A 17,271-nucleotide genomic window follows, 5' to 3' on the forward strand; every position below is an offset into this window, starting at 1 on the left:
TCGATGGCGCGACAGGTGCGCACGTACGGGAACTGGCGGAAGCCGACCTCTGCAGGTCTCCTCGGGCTCGGCTCCGTGGGCACGGCGCTGCTGCTGGGCGGGCTGGTGCTCGTGGTCGTCGCCGTCATGATCTCCGGCATCATCGCGGCGTTGATCGTGGCGACGGCGATCGGGGTCTCGCTGCTGCTGCTCGTCGTGCGAGACGCGCACGGCAAGAACGCGCTCTCCCGGATCGGGGCCCGTTCAGGGTGGGCGCTGTCCCGCGCGAAGGGGGAGGCGAGCTACCGTTCTGGCCCGATCGGCCGCGTGCCCTGGGCGACCTACCAGTTGCCCGGCATCGCGGCGCCGACGAGGCTGAGCGAGCACAGCGACTCGCACGGACGCCCCTTCGCGCTGCTCCTCACGCCAGCCGTCGGCAGCTACACGGTGGTGTTCGGCACTGAACCGGATGGCGCGGCCCTTGTCGACCAGGAGCAGATCGACTCGTGGGTTGCCGAATGGGGCCACTGGCTCTCGAGTCTCGGCGACGAGCAGGGGATCGAGGCGGCCTCGGTGACCATCGAGACGGCTCCAGACTCCGGCACGCGCCTGCGGCGCGAGGTCGCCATGAACATCGACCCGAACGCGCCAGCCTTCGCTCGCGCCGTGCTCGAGGAGACCGTCGCCGACTACCCGGAGGGCTCATCCACCGTGAAGGCCTTCGTCGCGCTCACCTTCCAAAGCTCGCTCCGAACCGGTGCGCGGCGGCGGGCCCCCGACGAGATGGCGCGAGAGCTCGCGGCCCGCCTCCCCGGCCTCACCGCGGGACTGCAGGCGACCGGCGCCGGCGCCGCGCAACCGCTCACAGCGCAGGAGGTCTGCGAGATCGTTCGGGTCGCCTACGATCCCGCCGTCGCCGTGCTCATCGACGAAGCGCACGCCACCGGTGAGACCCCGGAACTCAGCTGGAGCGACGTCGGTCCGGCGGCAGCCCGGGCCAGCTGGGGCGGCTACCGCCACGATTCCGCCTACTCGACGACCTGGGCGATGACCGTCGCGCCACGAGGCAGTGTGCAGTCGAGCGTGCTCGCCCGCCTGCTCGCGCCGCACCGGGACATCGCCCGTAAACGGGTAACGCTGCTCTACCGCCCCATTGACGCGGCCCGCGCCGCCGCCCTCGTCGAGGCCGACCTCAGCGCCGCCCAGTTCAGGCAGACGTCGAGCTCGAAGCCGGCCGCGCGCGACACGCTCGCCGTGCGAGCGGCCGCGGCGACCGCCAGCGAGGAGGCATCCGGTGCGGGCCTCGTGAACTTCGGGGCACTCGTCACGGCGACGGTGCTCGACGCGGAACACGAGCTCGACGCGCGGGCGGCCGTCGACAACCTCGCCGCGACCGCACGCCTCCGCCTGCGGCCCGTCTACGGATCCCAGGACTCGGCCTTCGCCGCGGCGCTGCCGCTCGGCCTCGTCCTCAGCAAGCACCTCAGAGTGCCGAGCGAACTGCGAGAGAAACTGTGAACCGACCACGCCAGAGAACCGCGAAGCAGCCCGCGCAAGCGCGCCCGCGACCCCAGGAGCGACCGGGCGCGCGAGGCTGGAGCGGCGCCGGCAGGGGCGCATCCACGTACGTCCAGGCCCACGACGAGTGGCGCGGCACGACCGTCCAGGTGTGCGGGCTCTGGCCGTTCGCGGTCGGGACCGGCACTCCGATGATCGGGGTGCCCCTCGGCCGGCACACGCAGACCGGGGCGACCCTGTGCTGCGACCCCATCTCGTGGTTCCAGCGAGCCAAGCTCATCAGCAACCCGTCCGCGTTCATCCTCGGCAAGCCGGGGCTCGGCAAGTCCTCGCTGGTGCGACGGATGGCGACGGGGCTCGCCGGCTACGGCGTGATGCCGCTCGTGCTCGGCGACCTGAAGCCCGACCACGTCGACATGATCACGGCCCTCGGGGGCCAGGTCATCTCGCTGGGACGCGGCCGCGGCTACCTCAACGTGCTCGACCCCGGCGAGGCGACGGCAGCTGCGAAGCGACTCAGAGCCCACGGCTTCGAGGCCGAGGCCAGCCAGGTGCTCGCCGACGCCCACGGTCGCCGGCACACGATGGTCGCCGCCCTCCTCACGATCATGCGCCTCCAGCCGCCCAGCGACCGCGAGGAGACGATCATCGACCGCGCCCTCAAATGGCTCGACGAGCACCACGACGGGGTGCCCGTGCTCGGCGACCTCCTCGAGGTCGTGCAGGCAGGGCCACCGGAGGTGCGTGCGGTTGCGCTCGACCGAGGAGACGACAGCCGGTACAAGGCGATCACGGAAGACCTGGAGGCGTCGCTCATCGGGCTCGTCGGGGGCGGCAGGCTCGGCGAGACCTTCTCGCGGCAGACCACCAACCCCATGCGGCGTGACGCGCCCGTCGTCTACGACGTCTCCTCGATCGACGACTCCGACGTCGACCTGCAGGCCGCCGCGCTCCTCGCCTGCTGGTCCGCGGGGTTCGGCACCGTCAACGTCGCCAACGTGCTCGCGGACGCGGGACTCGAACCCCGACGGCACTACTTCGTCATCCTCGACGAACTGTGGCGAGCGCTTCGGGCAGGCAAGGGCATGGTCGACCGCGTCGACGCCCTCACCCGCCTCAACCGGCAGCGAGGAGTCGGCATGGCCATGATCTCGCACACCATGAGCGACCTCCTCGCCCTGCCCACCGAGTCGGAGCGGATGAAGGCGAAAGGCTTCGTGGAACGCGCCGGCATGGTCATCTGCGGCGGGCTGCCCGGGGCCGAGATGCCGCGCCTCACCTCAGCGGTGCCGCTGTCGCTCGCCGAGCAGGAGCTCCTCATCGGCTGGCAGGACCCACCCGCCTGGGACCCGACCAGCGGCCGGGAGGCCGAACCTCCCGGGCGAGGCAAGTTCCTCGTCAAGGTCGGCGGTCGGCCCGGGATTCCGGTCGACGTGCAGCTCACCGCCGCGGAAGCGAGCATCAACGACACCAACAAGCTCTGGCACGAGGCGAGCAGGGTGACCGGTGACGCTCCGGAAACGGGCCGCAAGCGCGAACCAGACCGGGGGAAGTCATGAGCGGACCGAGGAAGCGCGGGCCGGGCGGACTGGCCACAGAGACCGCCCTGCTCTGGGTCGCGCTCGGCACGGTCATCGTCGCCGTCGGCGGCACGAACCTCTGCGTGCGCGTCGCGAACACGGTCGATGGCACGGGGGCAGAACTGCCGGCCAACCTCTTCGCCCTGTTCTTCGACGTGCTGCGAGGCCGCGTCCAGTGGACGGAGACCGCGACGTGGCTCGCCGTCGTGATGGGTCTCGCGGTCCCGTTCGCGTGCTCTGCCCTGATGCTGATCACCCGCCGCCGAGCCGGCGCTCGCCGACTCGATCACGCCGCGGTCCTGCTCGGCCGGGGGAGGGAGATCGCAGCCATCAGCGCTCGCGGGGCCAGGGCCAGCAGCCGACGTCTCGGCGTCGACGGGCCGATCGGCGTGCGACTCGGCACGAGCATCCCGGGAGCTGCACCGGTGTATGCAGGGTGGGAGGACATGCAGGTCAACATCAGTGGCCCGCGCACCGGGAAGTCGACGGCCTTCGCCATCCCAGCTATCGTCGAGGCGCCCGGTGCGGTCATCGTCACGTCGAACAAGCGCGACGTCGTCGACGCGACGCGCGGGGTGCGAGCTGCAACGGGCCGCGTCTGGGTCTTCGACCCGCAGTCCGTAGCCGGTGAAGCCGCCCAGTGGTGGTGGGACCCGCTGAGCTACGTCACCGACGAGGTGCAGGCAGGCAAGCTCGCAGACCACTTCGCCAGCGGGTCGAGGGAGCCCGGTTCCAGGGCCGACGCGTTCTTCGACCCCGCCGCGAAAGACCTCCTCGCGGCGCTCCTGCTCGCCGGGGCGCTCGCGGGCAGACGCATCACCGAGGTGTATCGGTGGGTGACTCGACCGGGCGACGACGAAGCCGTCGGCATCCTGCAGGACAACGGGTTTCGGCTCATCGCCGACCAGCTCGAAGGGGTCATCAGCGCACCCGACAGGCAGCGCGGCGGCATCTACGGAACCGCCCAGCAGATGGCCTCGTGCCTGACCAGCAGGGCCCTCGCCTCCTGGATCACGCCGACAGCCGAACCCGACGGCCGACCGCGGTTCGACCCCCACCAGTTCGTGCGTGGCACCGACACCCTCTACTCGCTCTCCCGCGAGGGGCAGGGGAGCACGGGTCCCCTCGTCACCGCCCTCACCGTCGCCGTGGCGGAGGCGGCAGAAGAACTCGCGGCGGCATCACCGTCCGGTCGACTCGCCCGGCCCCTCCTTGGCGTGCTCGACGAAGCCGCGAACGTCTGCCGGTGGCGCACCCTCCCCGACCTCTACAGCCACTACGGCTCGCGTGGCATCGTGCTCATCACCATCCTCCAGTCCTGGTCGCAGGGCGTTGAAGTCTGGGGCGAGGGAGGTATGCGAAAGCTCTGGTCCGCCGCGAACGTCAAGGTCTACGGCGGTGGGGTCAGCGAGGCGGCCTTCCTCGAGGAGCTCTCCAAACTCGTCGGAGACCACGACAGGGAACTCTCCTCGCTGAGCTACGGCCGAGGCCACCGCACCGTCTCGAGGCAGCTCCACCGCGAACGCATCCTCGACGTCTCCGAGCTCGCCGCGCTCCCACGCGGGCGTGCCCTCGTCCTTGCATCCGGCGCGCGCCCGACCCTCATCAAGACCCGGTCGTGGATGCAGGGCCCGCACGCGTCCCGCATCCGCGCCTCGATCACGCGCCACGGCCCCGGCGAGGGTCCTGCCCCCAGCTTGGACGCACCCGCGCGCGCGGGGGAGCAGCGATGAGCGACGCGGAGACGCACCCAGGCGGCGAAGGCACGCCCTCCCGCCAGTTCGCGTGTCTCGACGACTTCGTGCGCCAGTTCGTGAGCCGATCGTGCGCCCGGCGGGTGGACGGGCGCACACGAGTCTGGTCGGCCCGCTGGTGGGACTCACCCGAAGCGGTGCTCCGCCTCCGCGGGCTCTGGCAGGCGTGGGAGGAGCTGAAGGACTCGCCAGGCGGGGCCTGTCTCTGGTTCCGGGACCACGCCGACTACCACCTCGGCGTGCTCTTCAGCCCAGACGGCCCCTTCGAGTCGAGCCCCGACGTGCGCGACAGCACCAACCGCCGCGGCGACGACCTGCCCTGCGCACCACCCCCGCCCGGACACGAGGCGACGCTGCGCGGCTGACGCATGACGCGGCAGAGCCGCCCGCGAGAGATCGCGGACGGCTCTGAGGTCGCTGCCGGTCGGCGGCAGCGCGATGAAACCTACGGCTGCAGGCGGTTCGGACCGCGGAAGAGGTACGTGACCTCGCGCAGCGTCGTCTGGTGCAGCATCAGCATCAGGATGCGCGCGAAGCCCATGCCGAACCCACCGTGAGGCGGCGCGCCGTAGCGGAAGAAGTCGAGGTAGAAGCCGAGCTCGTCGACCTCCATGCCCTTCTGCTTCGCCTGCTCCTCGAGCACGTCCACACGGTGCTCGCGCTGGGCACCCGTCGAGATCTCGACGCCGTTCCAGATGAGGTCGTAGCTCTTCGTGAGCGACTCGTCACCCTCGTGGCGCATGTGGTAGAACGGGCGAATCGACGCGGGGTAGTCCGTGAGGAACACGAACTCGTGGCCGAACGTCTCCTGCACGTGCGCCGCGATCTGACGCTCGCCCTCGGGGTCGAGGTCGAGGTCGTTGCGCTCCAGCTTGTGGCCACGCGCCTCGACGATCTCACGAGCCTCGAGCAGCGGGATGCGCGGGAACGGCAGCGACGGAACGACGATGTCGACGTCGAAGAGCGCCTTGATCTCCTCGCCGTGCGCATCCTTGACCGCATGCAGGCCAGCGACCATGAGCTGCTCCTGCATCTGCATGACGTCCTCGTGCGACTCGATCCAGCTCACCTCGGCATCGATGCCGGTGAACTCGGTCGCGTGGCGCGACGTGAACGAAGGGTCGGCGCGGAACACAGGCCCGATCTCGAAGATCTTGCCGAGGCCCGAGCTCATCGCCATCTGCTTGAAGAACTGCGGGCTCTGCGCGAGGTACGCGCTCGTCTCGAAGTAGTCGACCTTGAAGAGCTCCGCCTTCGACTCGGACGCCGACGCCATGAGCTTCGGCGTGAAGAGCTCGACGTAGCCGTTCTCCACCCAGTACGTGCGGAACGCGTGCGCGAACGTCGTCTGAATGCGGAAGATGAGGGCGTTGCGGGGGATGCGCAGGTCGAGGAAGCGCCAGTCGAGGCGCTTGTCGATCGACGTGTCCTCGGCGATGGGCGTCTCGGGGAGCGCTGCGGTCTCGACGACGATCTCGTCGACCTTGACCTCGAGCCCGCCGAGCTTCACGCGCTCGTCGGCCTTCTTCTGGCCGCGCACGGAGATGAAGCTGCCCTGCGCGAGGGCGGAGATCGTGTCGGAGATCGACTCACGCCCCTCGGCGCGCGGGTTCACGAGCTGGACGGCGCCGCTCTCGTCACGGAGGACGACGAACTGCACCTTCTTCTGGTCTCGAACCGTATCGACCCACCCCTGCACAAGCACGGGGCCGTCTTCGAGCGTGGAAAGGGAGGAGATGAGGGCGCGATCAGTCACCTGGCAAGGGTACCCGAGGCCAACGCGCGTGCGAGCGGGAAGAGAACAAGGCACGGCTTGGGTCGCGGATGCGCATCCTGTGCCTGAGTGTCGGTGGCGGTTCGTAGACTGGAACGCATGGCGGCACAGCGAATCCACCTCGTCCGCCACGGCGAGGTCGAAAACCCAAACGGGCTCCTCTACGGGCGGCTCCCAGGCTTCGGGCTCTCCGAGCTCGGCGCCCGCATGGCACGCGTGACCGCGGAAGACCTGCACGCCCGTGCCGTACCGGCAACCCGACTCGTCGTCTCTCCGCTGCAGAGGACCCGGGAGTCAGCGGCACCGATCGCCGAGCTGTTCGGGCTCGAGCCGGTCATCGACGAGCGCGTCATCGAGCCGACGAACGCGTTCGAGGGCAGGCGCATGACGGGCAAGTACGGCGCGCTGCGTCGCCCAGGATCGTGGCCGAAGCTCGTCAACCCGCTGCGCCCCAGCTGGGGCGAGGCGTACAAGTCCATCGTCGCCCGCATGCGCGAGGCGGTGCTCGACGGCGCAGAGCTCGCCGACGGCGGCGATGTTATCGTGGTCTCCCACCAGCTGCCGATCTGGATGGTGCACCGAGCGCTCTCGAAGGAGCCGCTCCCGCACAACCCGAAGCACCGGCGGTGCTCGCTCTCGAGCATCACGACGCTGGAATACCACCCCGCAACCGGCTTCGTGGAAGCCGACTACCGCGAACCGGCGGCGCAGGAACTCAGCGCCGCCACCGATGAGGGAGCCGTGTGACCATCCGCTCAGAGAGCGTGAAGACGTCGCGCTCTGCCCGACCCCTCCGCATCGCGTTCGCGTCGCTGGGCGTTGCGACGATGCTCCTGCTGGCCGCGTGCGCCCCGAGCGAGGACCTCGCCGATCAGGCACGCGATGCTGGAGCAGGCACCGTGGCGAGCGACGGCAGCTACGAGATCTTCCCCGAGGGTGAGCGCAAGGCTCCGATCGAGTTCGGCGGCGTCACCGAGTTCGGCGACGAGCTCTCGAGCGACGACCTCGTCGGCTCGGTCACCGTCGTGAACTTCTGGTACGCCTCCTGCCCGCCGTGCCGCCTCGAGGCGCCCGACCTGCAGGCGCTCTGGGAAGAGCGTCAAGACGACGGCGTCGAGTTCGTCGGCGTCAACATCTACGACCAGGCCGCCACCGCGAAAACCTTCGCCGAGACGCAGGGCATCACCTACCCGTCGATCCTCGACGTCGACGACGCGAGCGTTCGCCTCGCCTTCGCCGACAACGTGCCGCCTCAGGCCATTCCGTCGACGCTCGTGCTCGACGCCGAGGGCCGCGTGGCATCGGTGATCCGCGGACCCATCGACCCGTCGATCCTCGGCTCGATGATCACCGACACCCTCGCCGAGAGCAGCAAGTGACCACTGCCCTCTTCGCTGCATCCGCACTGACCGCCGTCGCACCCGGCAACGCGGTCGGCGAGACCATCGTGAGCGGGCAGCTGCTCTTCGCGATCCCCCTCGCCCTCCTCGCTGGCCTCATCTCCTTCGCGTCGCCCTGCGTGCTCCCGGTCGTCCCCGGATACCTCGGGCTCGTCGGGGCTGTCGCTCAGGATGCGCCAGCCAAGAGCACCTCGCGCACCCCGATCGGAGCAGTGGCCACAGGGGGCACCGGAGGAGGCGCGGCAGCTGCTGCAGCAGCGATGGGCGGCGGCTCGAGCACAGGCTCCTCCGCAGCGTCGACCGCGCCCGCGAAGCCCTCCCTCATCACCCGTCTCACCACCGGCCGAGGCCGGGTCGCGTTCGGGGCGACCCTGTTCGTGCTGGGGTTCTCCGTCATCTACGTGCTCTCCGGCGCAGCGTTCGGGCAGATCGGCATCTGGCTGTTGGAGTACCAGGGCGCAGTCATGCGGGTGCTCGGCGCGATCGTCATCCTCATGGGTGTCGTCTTCATCGGCCAGGTGTCGTTCATGCAGCGCACCGCGCGCCTGAAGTTCGCCCCATCCGGGTTGCTGGGTGCACCGCTGCTTGGCGTGGTCTTCGGCATCGGGTGGACCCCGTGCCTCGGCCCGACGCTCGCCGCGATCATGGCCCTCGGGGCGCAGACGGCCTCCCCGTCCAGGGGCGCCCTGCTCGCGTTCTTCTACTGCGTCGGGCTCGGCCTGCCGTTCATCCTCATCGCACTCGGGCTCGGCCGCGTGACCACGGGAGTCAACTGGCTCCGCAAGCACATCCGAACCATCAACCTGATTGGCGGAGGCCTCCTCATCGTCCTCGGATTCCTGATGCTCATCGGCGTCTGGCAGCAGATCATGTTCGCGTTCGCCGCGATGCTCCCCGGTTATGTCGCGCCCCTCTGATCACTTCGACGCGGGCAAGGTCGGCTTCGAAGCCCGCGATCGCGATCCGAAGAAGACCGCACGCACCCGAGCGTCCACGCCGGGCGCGCCAGGCGGCGTCAAGAAGCCTGGCCGCGCGTCCGCGCTCGTCGCCTGGCTGCGCACCGCCTGGCGTCAGCTCACGAGCATGCGCACGGCGCTGCTCCTGCTCCTGCTCCTCGCGATCGCGGCCGTGCCCGGCTCGCTCGTGCCGCAGCGCTCGAGCGACCCCAACGGCGTCATCGTCTACCAGGACACGTACCCCGACATCGCGCCGTTCCTTGACGACATCGGCATGTTCGACGTCTACAGCTCGCCGTGGTTCACCGCCATCTACCTGCTGCTCTTCGTCTCGCTCATCGGCTGCATCATCCCGCGCATCAAGCACCACTGGGACGCACTGCGCTCGAAGCCCCCGAAGACCCCGGCGCGCCTCTCCCGCCTCGACGCCTACTCGACGCAGGTGCTCGACGCCTCCCTCGACCCGAAGCGCGGTGCCGTCATCGACGAAGCCGCGAAGGTGCTGCGCGAGAAGAGGTACCGCACGGTCATCTTCGACGACGGCCGACGCGGGGTCTCGGTCTCCGCAGAGCGCGGATACATGCGCGAGACCGGAAACCTGGTCTTCCACTCCGCCATGGTCGGCATCATCGTCGCAGTCGGCATCGGCGGCGGCTACACCTGGTCGGGACAGCGGGTGCTCGTCGAAGGCCAGACCTTCGTGAACGGGCTCGTCAGCTACTCGTCGTTCAACCCGGGCCGCTTCTTCACCCCGGACGCGCTCGCGCCGTTCTCCATGCGCCTCGACTCCTTCGACATCACGTACGAGGAAGAGAACCAGAACGCCATCGGGCAGGCCACCGACTACGCGGCGAACGTCACCGTCAACACGCCGGGCGGCGAAGCCAGAAGCGAGACCGTCCGCGTCAACGACCCCCTTCGCTTCGCCGGCACCGACAGCTACCTCCTCGGCAACGGGTACGCCCCGGAGATCACCGTGCGAGACCCAGACGGCAACGCCGTGTTCTCCGACTTCGTGCCGTTCCTCCCGCAGGACTCCTTCCTCACCTCCATGGGCGTCGTGAAGGTGCCGGATGGACTCGACGAGCAGATCGGCATGCTCGGCTTCTTCTACCCGTCGGCGGTGGAGCTCGAGTCGGGTGCCCTCACCTCCAACCACCCGGACCTCCGCGACCCGATGCTGACCCTCAACGTCTACTCGGGCGACCTCGGCCTCGACGAAGGGGTGCCGAGGTCCGTCTACACGCTCGACACCGACACGCTCACACCGATCGCCGCACGCGATCTCGACGTCAAGCCCATCGAGCTGCGCCCCGGCGAGACCGCCGAGCTCCCGAACGGCCTCGGCACCATCGAACTCGGCGAGGTTCCCCGCTACGCCTCGTTCGACGTGCACGACGACCCGACGCAGATCCCGGTCCTCATCTTCGCCGTGCTCATCATCGGCGGCCTCTTCACGTCACTGCTCGTGCCACGGCGACGCCTGTGGGTGAAGGCCACCACGCGAGCCGACGGCACCGTGCTCGTCGAGTACGCGGGCCTCGCCCGCGGAGACGATCCGCAGCTGGCAGCGGCCGTCAACGATCTCCTCGACCTGCACACCAGAAAAATCGTAGGCTTAGCCGAACCCGCGTCGCCGGCCCGCGACTCCGGGGGCTCGCAACGAACCGAGCCCACCCGAAGCTCAGAACCCGGCGCCGGCAACCAAGGCGCGGCGCTCGCCTCTTCTCCCACTCAGGAAGCTCCATGATCGAAACGCTGTCCAGCTGGTCGAACCTGCTCCTCTACATCGCAATAGCGGTGTACTCGATCGCGTTCATCGCGTTCTCCATGGATCTGGCGGGACGCAGCGCGCGGGCCGCCGAACGCACCGAGCGGCAGTCCGCCGTCGGTGCCACCGCCGCACGTCGCAACACGCTTGTAGGTGCGGCCGCCGGTCCGGCGGGGGCAAGCACGTACGACGCGGCCGCGCGCGAGCGAGAGATGGCCGAACCGGCCACCTACACGACGGACGATCCCGCGAGCTCCGTCTCGCTCGCATCCACTCGCACCGAATCGGGTGACGCCTGGCGCGACACGCGGGCAACGCCGTCGCTGCGCATCGCCATGTGGCTCACCGTCGCAGCCTTCCTCGTGCACCTCGCCGCCACGGTCCTTCGCGGCATCGCCGCCGACCGTGTGCCCTGGTCGAACATGTTCGAGTACTCGATGACCTCGACGCTGCTCATCGTGCTCGTCTTCCTGCTCGCCCGCTTCTGGGCGGACGTGCGCTTCCTCGGCACCTTCATCACGGGCTTCACCGTCATCACCCTCGGCATCGCCACGCTCGGCTTCTACGTCGACGTCGTGCCGCTCGCCCCGGCGCTCCAGTCGGTGTGGCTCGTCATCCACGTCTTCGTCGCCTCCCTCGCCACCGGATGCCTCGCCATCGGCGCGGGCCTGAGCGTCGCGCAGCTCCTGCAGACGCGTCGCGTCGCCCGCGTGCGCGCCGGCCTCCCGTCGCGCCTCAAGCTCCTCTCCGCGCTGCCGGACGCGGTGCGCCTCGAGAACCTCGCCTACCGCATCAACATCGTCGGCTTCATCCTCTGGACCTTCACCCTCATGGCTGGTGCGATCTGGGCAGAACGCGCTTGGGGTCGCTACTGGGGCTGGGACACCAAGGAGGTGTGGACCTTCATCATCTGGGTGGTCTACGCCGGGTACATCCACGCCCGCGCGACGCGCGGCTGGCGCGGGTCACCCTCCGCGTGGCTCGCCATCGCCGGGTTCGCGACGGTCATGTTCAACTTCGGCGTCGTGAACGTCTTCTTCAAGGGCCTGCACGCCTACTCGGGCCTGTAAGTCACCGCCGTCCCGTCAGCGGCGGTCGGCCGTACAGGGTTCAGTAGCCGTTGCGCCCAGCTGACGCGGTCAGCAGAGCGTGGCAGCGACTGATGCGGGCGCGCCACCAGTCCTGACGAACGGACGGTGACGCCAGGCGCTCGAGCGCGGCCTCGTCGATCGCGACCGGGGTGAGCGGGATGCGCCCGGCGCGAGGTCGGAGCGGCTCCGCCACGACGTCATCCGCGAGGAGCGACGCCGTGCCGAGACCTGCGTCGTGTCGCGGCTCGGGCAGGGCTGCGACCAGTTGCGCGCCCATCGCGATGCCCACGGATGAGTCGAGGGCACTCGACACCGTGGCCGGGAGCCCTGTCGCGCGCACGATCTCGGCGGCGCGGCGAACGCCTCCCAGGGGCTGCATCTTCACGACGATCACGTCGGCCGCGCCGAGACGCGCGACTTCGAGCGGGTCCTCTGCCTTGCGGATGGACTCGTCGGCGGCGATCGGCACGGCGATTCCCTCGGCGACGAGGCGCCGCCGAAGCTGCACGAGCTCCGCGGCGGTCGAGCAGGGCTGCTCCGCGTACTCGAGGTCGAAGCGAGCGAGCACGCGGAGGGCCTGGACCGCCTCGTCGACCGACCAGCCGCCGTTCGCGTCGACGCGCAGCCGTGCATCCGAGCCCAGTCGCTCGCGGACCCCTCGCACCCTGGCGACGTCGTCGGCGAGCGCCTGCCCGCGCTCGGCGACTTTGATCTTCGCCGTCCGGCAGCCATCGAAGCGGGCAAGCACGCTGTCGAGCTTCGACGTTTCGACGGCGGGCACGGTCGCGTTGACCCACACCTCCCCGTCAGAGCGCCGGGGCAAGGAGGCGTCGAAGCCGAACTCGAGGGCGGCGCGCAGCCAGTTCGCGGCCTCCGCGTCTTCGTACTCGAGGAACGGCGAGAACTCGCTCCAGGCCTGGGTGCCGCGGATGATCGCCGCTTCCCGCGCATCCACGCCCCGGAAGCGCGTCACCAGGGGGAGCGTCACGATGTGCGTGCGGGCGAGGAGCTCGTCCAGGTCGGGCAGCTGCATGCGCCCATTCTCTCGCTCTTCTCGATGGCTGGCGCGGCGGCCACTGGTCCGAGCCGCAGCTGCTGGTTCGTGCCGCTGTCGCGCCGGACGGGAACAAGCGGTCGAGCTGGGTGCGATCCGTCCGGATCGCGCTAGGCTGGGGCATCGATCCGTCACACCGGACGCGAAACCCTTATGTCTACGAATCTCTCCAGCCCCGCACCTCGCTTCAGCCCGCCGCCGGCTGACGAGGACTTCGACGACGGCCTCCTCGGCCCGGCGCCGGAGGCGCGTCAGCCCGCGCGCTCTGCGTCTGTCGTCCGCAAGCCGGGATACGACAAGCCCCAGCATCGGCACGGCACGGTCGTCCAGCGCACCTGGTACGAGATCGCGTTCAACCCGCGACGTTGGTCGGCAGGGCACTGGGCGTTGCTCGGCGTGCTCATCACGGTGCTGGCGGACGTGTTCGTGTTCTTCTACGCGTCGAACCTGTTCGGCATCGACCGCAAGTTCGAGATCGAGATGTGGCTGCTCACGGCGGGAATCGCCGGATTCCTGACGATCGCTCTTGCGCTCTGGGGCATCATCTTCAACAGCGCGAGGGGAGCTGCGATCTTCGCGCTCATCCTCGGCTTGCCGTTCGGTGCGCCGCCAGCGTGGCTGGTCGGCAACACGCTGGTCCAGCTCATGGCAAACGGCGGCACGCTGCCTGTTGCGCCGCCTCTCTGGTAGTTCCTGACGGAACGGGGCGTTCCCCGTGGGCTGCTCGTCTGGTCGCGGCCGCGAGTCGGTTAGCGTTGGGGCATGACTGCCTTCGTCTCCGAACTCTTCGACGCCGAGCGCTGGCGCACCGTCCCGGGCTTCGAGGAGCTCACCGACCTCACGTATCACCTGGATGTGACGGGGCGCATCGCCCGTGTCGCCTTCAACCGGCCTGAGGTCCGCAACGCGTTCCGGCCGCAGACGGTCGACGAGCTGGCGCGGGCGCTCGATGACGCGCGCATGAACCCGCGCGTCGGGGTGGTGCTGCTGACCGGCAACGGGCCGAGCCCGAAGGACGGCGGCTGGGCGTTCTGCTCGGGCGGCGACCAGCGCATCCGCGGTCGCGACGGGTACAAGTACGCCGACGGCGAGACGCGTGACACGATCGACGCGGCCCGCAACGGGCGCCTGCATATCCTCGAGGTGCAGCGTCTCATCCGCTTCATGCCGAAGGTCGTCATCGCGGTCGTCCCCGGCTGGGCGGCGGGCGGCGGCCACTCGCTGCACGTGGTCTGTGACCTGTCTATCGCGTCGCGCGAGCATGCGAAGTTCAAGCAGACGGATGCGGACGTCGGGTCGTTCGATGCCGGATACGGCTCCGCGTACTTCGCGAAGCAGGTGGGGCAGAAGTTCGCGCGCGAGGTGTTCTTCCTCGCGGAGGAGTACTCGGCGGATCGAGCCATGGAGATGGGCACCGTGAACCGGGTTGTGCCGCACGCGGAGCTCGAGGTCGAGGCGGTGCGCATGGCGGAAACGATCCTGACGAAGTCGCCGACGGCGATCCGCATGCTGAAGTTCGCGTTCAACGCCGTCGACGACGGCCTCGTGGGTCAGCAGGTGTTCGCCGGCGAGGCGACCCGTCTCGCCTATGGAACCGATGAGGCCGTCGAGGGGCGTGATTCGTTCCTCGAGAAGCGTGAGCCCGACTGGTCGCCGTTCCCGTGGCAGTTCTAGCGCCGGCCGGCTGGTCCGGGTCGGCGGCGGGGTCCTCGCGATGACGGCTGGATCGTCGGGCGCCGCGGGCCTGCGGCGGCTCGTTCGCGTGGATGCGCGCGACCCGGCCGCCGTCACGGCGGCGCTCGAGGGAGCCCTGGATGGCGAGGGACCCGCCGTCCTGCCGACTGCCGGCCCGGGGGTGACCGCGGATACCTCGGCGGCCGCGTCCACCTCGGATTCCGGCGGTTCCGACGGCGGCGCCCTTCAGCGCGTGCCGACCGACGTGGTGCTCGTCATCGAGACGAGCGGCTCGACGGCCGAGCCGAAGCGGGTCATGCTCACGGAACGCGCACTGCGCGCGTCCGCGGCGGCCACGTACGCCAGGTTCGATGAGCTCTTCGGCGCCCCCGGCCAGCCAGCCGAGGTCACTCGACAGTGGCTGCTGACCCTGCCCGCCTCCTACGTGGCGGGAGCTCAGGTGCTCATGCGGTCGATGCTCGCTGGAACCGAGCCTGTTGTGCTCGGCGACGAGCACTTCACCGCAGAGGGCTTCGCGCGCGCGGCGGGTGAGCTGACCGCCGAGCGGCGCTACGTGTCGCTCGTCCCGGCGCAGCTCTCGCGACTGCTCGACGCCGCGGAGACCGAGGCGGCGGCTGGTCCGGTCGCGGGCGCCGTCGCGCGCTTCGACGCGATCCTTGTCGGTGGGCAGGCGCTGCCGCCCTCGCTTCGGTCGCGGGCACGGGACCTCGGCTGGAACCTCGTGACGAGCTACGGCTCGAGCGAGACGAGCGGCGGCAGCCTCTACAACGGGGAGCCGCTCGACGGGGTCAAGGTGCGGATCCGCGACGGCGAGGTGCAGCTGGCGGGCCCCGTGCTGTGCGCTGGCTACCTCGGTGATCCGCGCAGGACCGCGGAGGCGTTCGTCGAGGACGACGGGGAGCGCTGGTACCGCACGAGCGACGGAGGGCGGCTCGAGATCGACGAGGCGACGGGCCGCGAACGGCTCGTGGTGACGGGCCGACTCGACAACGTCATCGTCTCCGGTGGGGAGAAGGTGCTCCTCGACCGGGTCGAGGGCATCGTGCGCCGACTGCCCGGCCTCGAGGGGGCCGTCGTCGTCGCCGCGCCGTCTGAGCAGTGGGGGCAGGTGCCAGCGCTGGTGGTCGAGGCGTCGGCCTGGGCGCCTGACACGCCCTTGCCCGATGTCGGGGCGACGTTGCTGGATGCACGTGCGCTCGCGGACGAGGGGCGTTGGCGCTCCGTTCGCGAGGCGACGGCGGCCGCCGGCCGTGCGGCGCGTCCGGCGCTCCTCGTGATCGCACCGAGCATCCCGCACCTGCCCAGTGGGAAGCCGGACCGTCGTTCGTTGGAGGACCTGGTCGCGCGGCTCTCCCACGGAGGTGCCGACGAGGTCTGAGCCTGGAGATCGACTTACCCGGGTTGCGGCGAACGATCGCCGGGCGCTCGGCGGAGTCAGGCCTCTGGGGTGTGCTTCGGCGTGCGGTTGGCGGCGGCCGAGCGTCGGCGGACGAAGAGTGCCGTGCCTAGTGCGGCTCCGAGCAGGACCAGCACGCCCGCAATGACAAGTGGTGCGGTCGGTGCGGTCGGTGCCGGGGCTGTCGGCTGGGCGGTGGCGGTCGCGCTCGCCGTGGCAGTCGGCGCGGTCGCCTCGGGCGTGCCCGGTTCGAGGCTCGTTCGCAGCGCGGCTCCCACGGTCTCCGCGAGGTAGGCGACACCGGCCTCGTTGGGATGCAGCGCGCCGAGCTTGAGGGATGCACCGGGTGTGGTCGGCGTCCCCTCGCCCGGTTCCAGCGTGATGCCGTTCATGTACGAGTCCGTGGTCGTGCAGGCGGAGTGGGCGGCCGTCGCCTCGAGGGTGGAGATGAAGGTGGCGCCGCTGGCCTCGGCCGCCGTCTGTATGGCCGCGTCGAGGTGCGCTTCCGTCTCGTGCAGGTATGCGGTGTCGACGTCGGTGAACGGGAAGGAGTTCTCCGGGTAGCCGGCCGCGGTGAAGGCGGGGGAGAAGCAGCCTCCGACCGGAGTGTTCGTGGGGTCCGGGGTGATGGCGGGGTACCCGACGACGACGATCTCGGCGTTGGGTGCCTTCTCGGTGACGAGGGCGAACGTCGACGCCAGCGCAGGGGCGACCAGCGAGTCGATGCGGTCCTTCAGGGTGTCGACTTCGACGCCTCCTCCGCTGACGACGTACTTCGAACGGCAGTTGGGCGTGGTCTGATCGGCGACGAGGGGTCCGAGGGAGCTCGCTGCGATGCACGATGCGGCGATGTCCGAGAACTGCAGGTCGTTCCCGCCGATCGACAGGGTGACGATCTCGGTCGTGGCGGAGAGGCTCGCCGACTGCACTGGCGCGCTCGCACCGGCCGCGGTGACCTGCTCGACATCGCGGATGTCGGCGGTGACGGCGCCGCTGCACGTGCGGTCGTCGAGGGTCAGGCCGAGCGATTCGGCGATGCGGTGCGGGTAGTTCGCGAGTGCCTGGAAGCAGCCGGCGGCTGGCTCCTCGCTGAACGGCTCGAGGCCGAAGCCGGCGGAGTACGAGTCGCCCAGGGCGACGTACTCACGCCCCTGCGTGCCTCCGCTCACCGTCGGATCGCCGAGGGGCGCCGCGAGGGCCCCGGGAGCAACGAGCAGGACGATGCCTGCGGCCGCGAGGCAGACGGCCGCCGCGCGAACGCGTGATCGGGAAGTCATGGATCTCCTGTGAAGCGGGCGTCGAT

At 70.0% G+C, this 17,271-nt stretch carries 15 protein-coding genes; 12 read left to right on the top strand and 3 right to left on the bottom strand.

The window, feature by feature from the left end; all coding sequences use genetic code 11:
- The first annotated feature begins 3 nt into the window (after positions 1 to 3).
- The 4 genes from F8O03_RS11435 to F8O03_RS11450 are packed head-to-tail and all read left to right on the top strand — an operon-like array spanning position 4 to position 5,196.
- Positions 4 to 1,497 (top strand): SCO6880 family protein, encoded by a 1,494-nt coding sequence (locus tag F8O03_RS11435; protein WP_151424045.1) that lies wholly within the window; start codon positions 4 to 6, stop codon positions 1,495 to 1,497.
- Positions 1,494 to 3,056, top strand: coding sequence for an ATP/GTP-binding protein (locus F8O03_RS11440; protein WP_151423952.1), 1,563 nt, complete (start codon positions 1,494 to 1,496; stop codon positions 3,054 to 3,056). The genes F8O03_RS11435 and F8O03_RS11440 overlap by 4 nt, the downstream gene beginning before the upstream one ends.
- Positions 3,053 to 4,810, top strand: a complete 1,758-nt coding sequence (locus F8O03_RS11445; protein ID WP_151423953.1) for a type IV secretory system conjugative DNA transfer family protein — start codon at positions 3,053 to 3,055, stop codon at positions 4,808 to 4,810. The genes F8O03_RS11440 and F8O03_RS11445 overlap by 4 nt, the downstream gene beginning before the upstream one ends.
- A complete protein-coding gene (locus tag F8O03_RS11450) occupies positions 4,807 to 5,196 on the top strand; it encodes a DUF4913 domain-containing protein (RefSeq protein WP_151423954.1) in 390 nt (129 codons plus the stop codon). The genes F8O03_RS11445 and F8O03_RS11450 overlap by 4 nt, the downstream gene beginning before the upstream one ends.
- Positions 5,197 to 5,276: 80 nt before the next feature.
- On the opposite strand, the gene aspS is transcribed toward F8O03_RS11450, so the two are convergent.
- Positions 5,277 to 6,587 (bottom strand): aspartate--tRNA(Asn) ligase, encoded by a 1,311-nt coding sequence (gene aspS / locus F8O03_RS11455; RefSeq protein ID WP_151423955.1) that lies wholly within the window; start codon positions 6,585 to 6,587, stop codon positions 5,277 to 5,279.
- A gap of 117 nt (positions 6,588 to 6,704) precedes the next feature.
- Here aspS and F8O03_RS11460 point away from each other — a divergent pair, with 117 nt between their 5' ends.
- From F8O03_RS11460 to ccsB, 5 genes are read left to right on the top strand one after another with little or no spacing between them, the layout of a single operon-like run.
- Complete coding sequence (locus F8O03_RS11460; RefSeq protein ID WP_104310883.1) at positions 6,705 to 7,352, top strand: histidine phosphatase family protein; 648 nt, start codon at positions 6,705 to 6,707, stop codon at positions 7,350 to 7,352.
- Entirely contained in the window at positions 7,349 to 7,984 is a 636-nt protein-coding gene (locus tag F8O03_RS11465; protein ID WP_244296208.1) for a TlpA family protein disulfide reductase, read from the top strand. The genes F8O03_RS11460 and F8O03_RS11465 overlap by 4 nt, the downstream gene beginning before the upstream one ends.
- Positions 7,981 to 8,922: a cytochrome c biogenesis CcdA family protein gene (locus F8O03_RS11470; protein ID WP_425280954.1), complete on the top strand. Its 942-nt coding sequence runs from the start codon at positions 7,981 to 7,983 to the stop codon at positions 8,920 to 8,922. The genes F8O03_RS11465 and F8O03_RS11470 overlap by 4 nt, the downstream gene beginning before the upstream one ends.
- Entirely contained in the window at positions 8,906 to 10,711 is a 1,806-nt protein-coding gene (gene resB, locus F8O03_RS11475) for a cytochrome c biogenesis protein ResB (RefSeq protein ID WP_151423956.1), read from the top strand. Before F8O03_RS11470 ends, resB begins: the two co-directional genes overlap by 17 nt.
- Positions 10,708 to 11,802 carry a c-type cytochrome biogenesis protein CcsB gene (gene ccsB / locus F8O03_RS11480; protein WP_151423957.1) on the top strand — a complete coding sequence of 365 codons (1,095 nt, stop codon included), beginning with the start codon at positions 10,708 to 10,710 and terminating at the stop codon, positions 11,800 to 11,802. The genes resB and ccsB overlap by 4 nt, the downstream gene beginning before the upstream one ends.
- A 40-nt stretch (positions 11,803 to 11,842) precedes the next feature.
- On the opposite strand, the gene F8O03_RS11485 is transcribed toward ccsB, so the two are convergent.
- Positions 11,843 to 12,856 carry an o-succinylbenzoate synthase gene (locus F8O03_RS11485; RefSeq protein ID WP_151423958.1) on the bottom strand — a complete coding sequence of 338 codons (1,014 nt, stop codon included), beginning with the start codon at positions 12,854 to 12,856 and terminating at the stop codon, positions 11,843 to 11,845.
- 174 nt (positions 12,857 to 13,030) lie between these two features.
- Here F8O03_RS11485 and F8O03_RS11490 point away from each other — a divergent pair, with 174 nt between their 5' ends.
- The 3 genes from F8O03_RS11490 to F8O03_RS11500 all read left to right on the top strand — a co-directional run bounded on the left by F8O03_RS11490 (position 13,031) and on the right by F8O03_RS11500 (position 15,950).
- Positions 13,031 to 13,567, top strand: a complete 537-nt coding sequence (locus F8O03_RS11490) for a hypothetical protein (RefSeq protein ID WP_151423959.1) — start codon at positions 13,031 to 13,033, stop codon at positions 13,565 to 13,567.
- 72 nt (positions 13,568 to 13,639) lie between these two features.
- A complete protein-coding gene (locus F8O03_RS11495) occupies positions 13,640 to 14,551 on the top strand; it encodes a 1,4-dihydroxy-2-naphthoyl-CoA synthase (RefSeq protein WP_151423960.1) in 912 nt (303 codons plus the stop codon).
- Between the two features lie 40 nt (positions 14,552 to 14,591).
- Positions 14,592 to 15,950, top strand: a complete 1,359-nt coding sequence (locus F8O03_RS11500) for an AMP-binding protein (RefSeq protein WP_151423961.1) — start codon at positions 14,592 to 14,594, stop codon at positions 15,948 to 15,950.
- A 56-nt stretch (positions 15,951 to 16,006) separates the two neighbouring features.
- Here F8O03_RS11500 and F8O03_RS11505 read toward each other — a convergent pair whose 3' ends face one another.
- Positions 16,007 to 17,245: an SGNH/GDSL hydrolase family protein gene (locus tag F8O03_RS11505; RefSeq protein WP_151423962.1), complete on the bottom strand. Its 1,239-nt coding sequence runs from the start codon at positions 17,243 to 17,245 to the stop codon at positions 16,007 to 16,009.
- Between the last annotated feature and the right edge of the window lie 26 nt (positions 17,246 to 17,271).

The organism is Pseudoclavibacter terrae, assembly GCF_008831075.1.
Classification (GTDB): Bacteria; Actinomycetota; Actinomycetes; order Actinomycetales; family Microbacteriaceae; genus Pseudoclavibacter; species Pseudoclavibacter terrae.

Excerpts from the sequence above, each read along its gene's own strand:
- F8O03_RS11445 (WP_151423953.1), top strand. The coding sequence starts at position 3,053 with ATGAGCGGACCGAGGAAGCGCGGGCCGGGCGGACTGGCCACAGAGACC.
- F8O03_RS11500 (WP_151423961.1), top strand. The coding sequence starts at position 14,592 with ATGACGGCTGGATCGTCGGGCGCCGCGGGCCTGCGGCGGCTCGTTCGC.
- F8O03_RS11485 (WP_151423958.1), bottom strand. The coding sequence starts at position 12,856 with ATGCAGCTGCCCGACCTGGACGAGCTCCTCGCCCGCACGCACATCGTG.
- F8O03_RS11460 (WP_104310883.1), top strand. The coding sequence starts at position 6,705 with ATGGCGGCACAGCGAATCCACCTCGTCCGCCACGGCGAGGTCGAAAAC.
- F8O03_RS11505 (WP_151423962.1), bottom strand. The coding sequence starts at position 17,245 with ATGACTTCCCGATCACGCGTTCGCGCGGCGGCCGTCTGCCTCGCGGCC.
- resB (WP_151423956.1), top strand. The coding sequence starts at position 8,906 with ATGTCGCGCCCCTCTGATCACTTCGACGCGGGCAAGGTCGGCTTCGAA.
- ccsB (WP_151423957.1), top strand. The coding sequence starts at position 10,708 with ATGATCGAAACGCTGTCCAGCTGGTCGAACCTGCTCCTCTACATCGCA.
- F8O03_RS11490 (WP_151423959.1), top strand. The coding sequence starts at position 13,031 with ATGTCTACGAATCTCTCCAGCCCCGCACCTCGCTTCAGCCCGCCGCCG.
- F8O03_RS11495 (WP_151423960.1), top strand. The coding sequence starts at position 13,640 with ATGACTGCCTTCGTCTCCGAACTCTTCGACGCCGAGCGCTGGCGCACC.
- F8O03_RS11435 (WP_151424045.1), top strand. The coding sequence starts at position 4 with ATGGCGCGACAGGTGCGCACGTACGGGAACTGGCGGAAGCCGACCTCT.
- F8O03_RS11450 (WP_151423954.1), top strand. The coding sequence starts at position 4,807 with ATGAGCGACGCGGAGACGCACCCAGGCGGCGAAGGCACGCCCTCCCGC.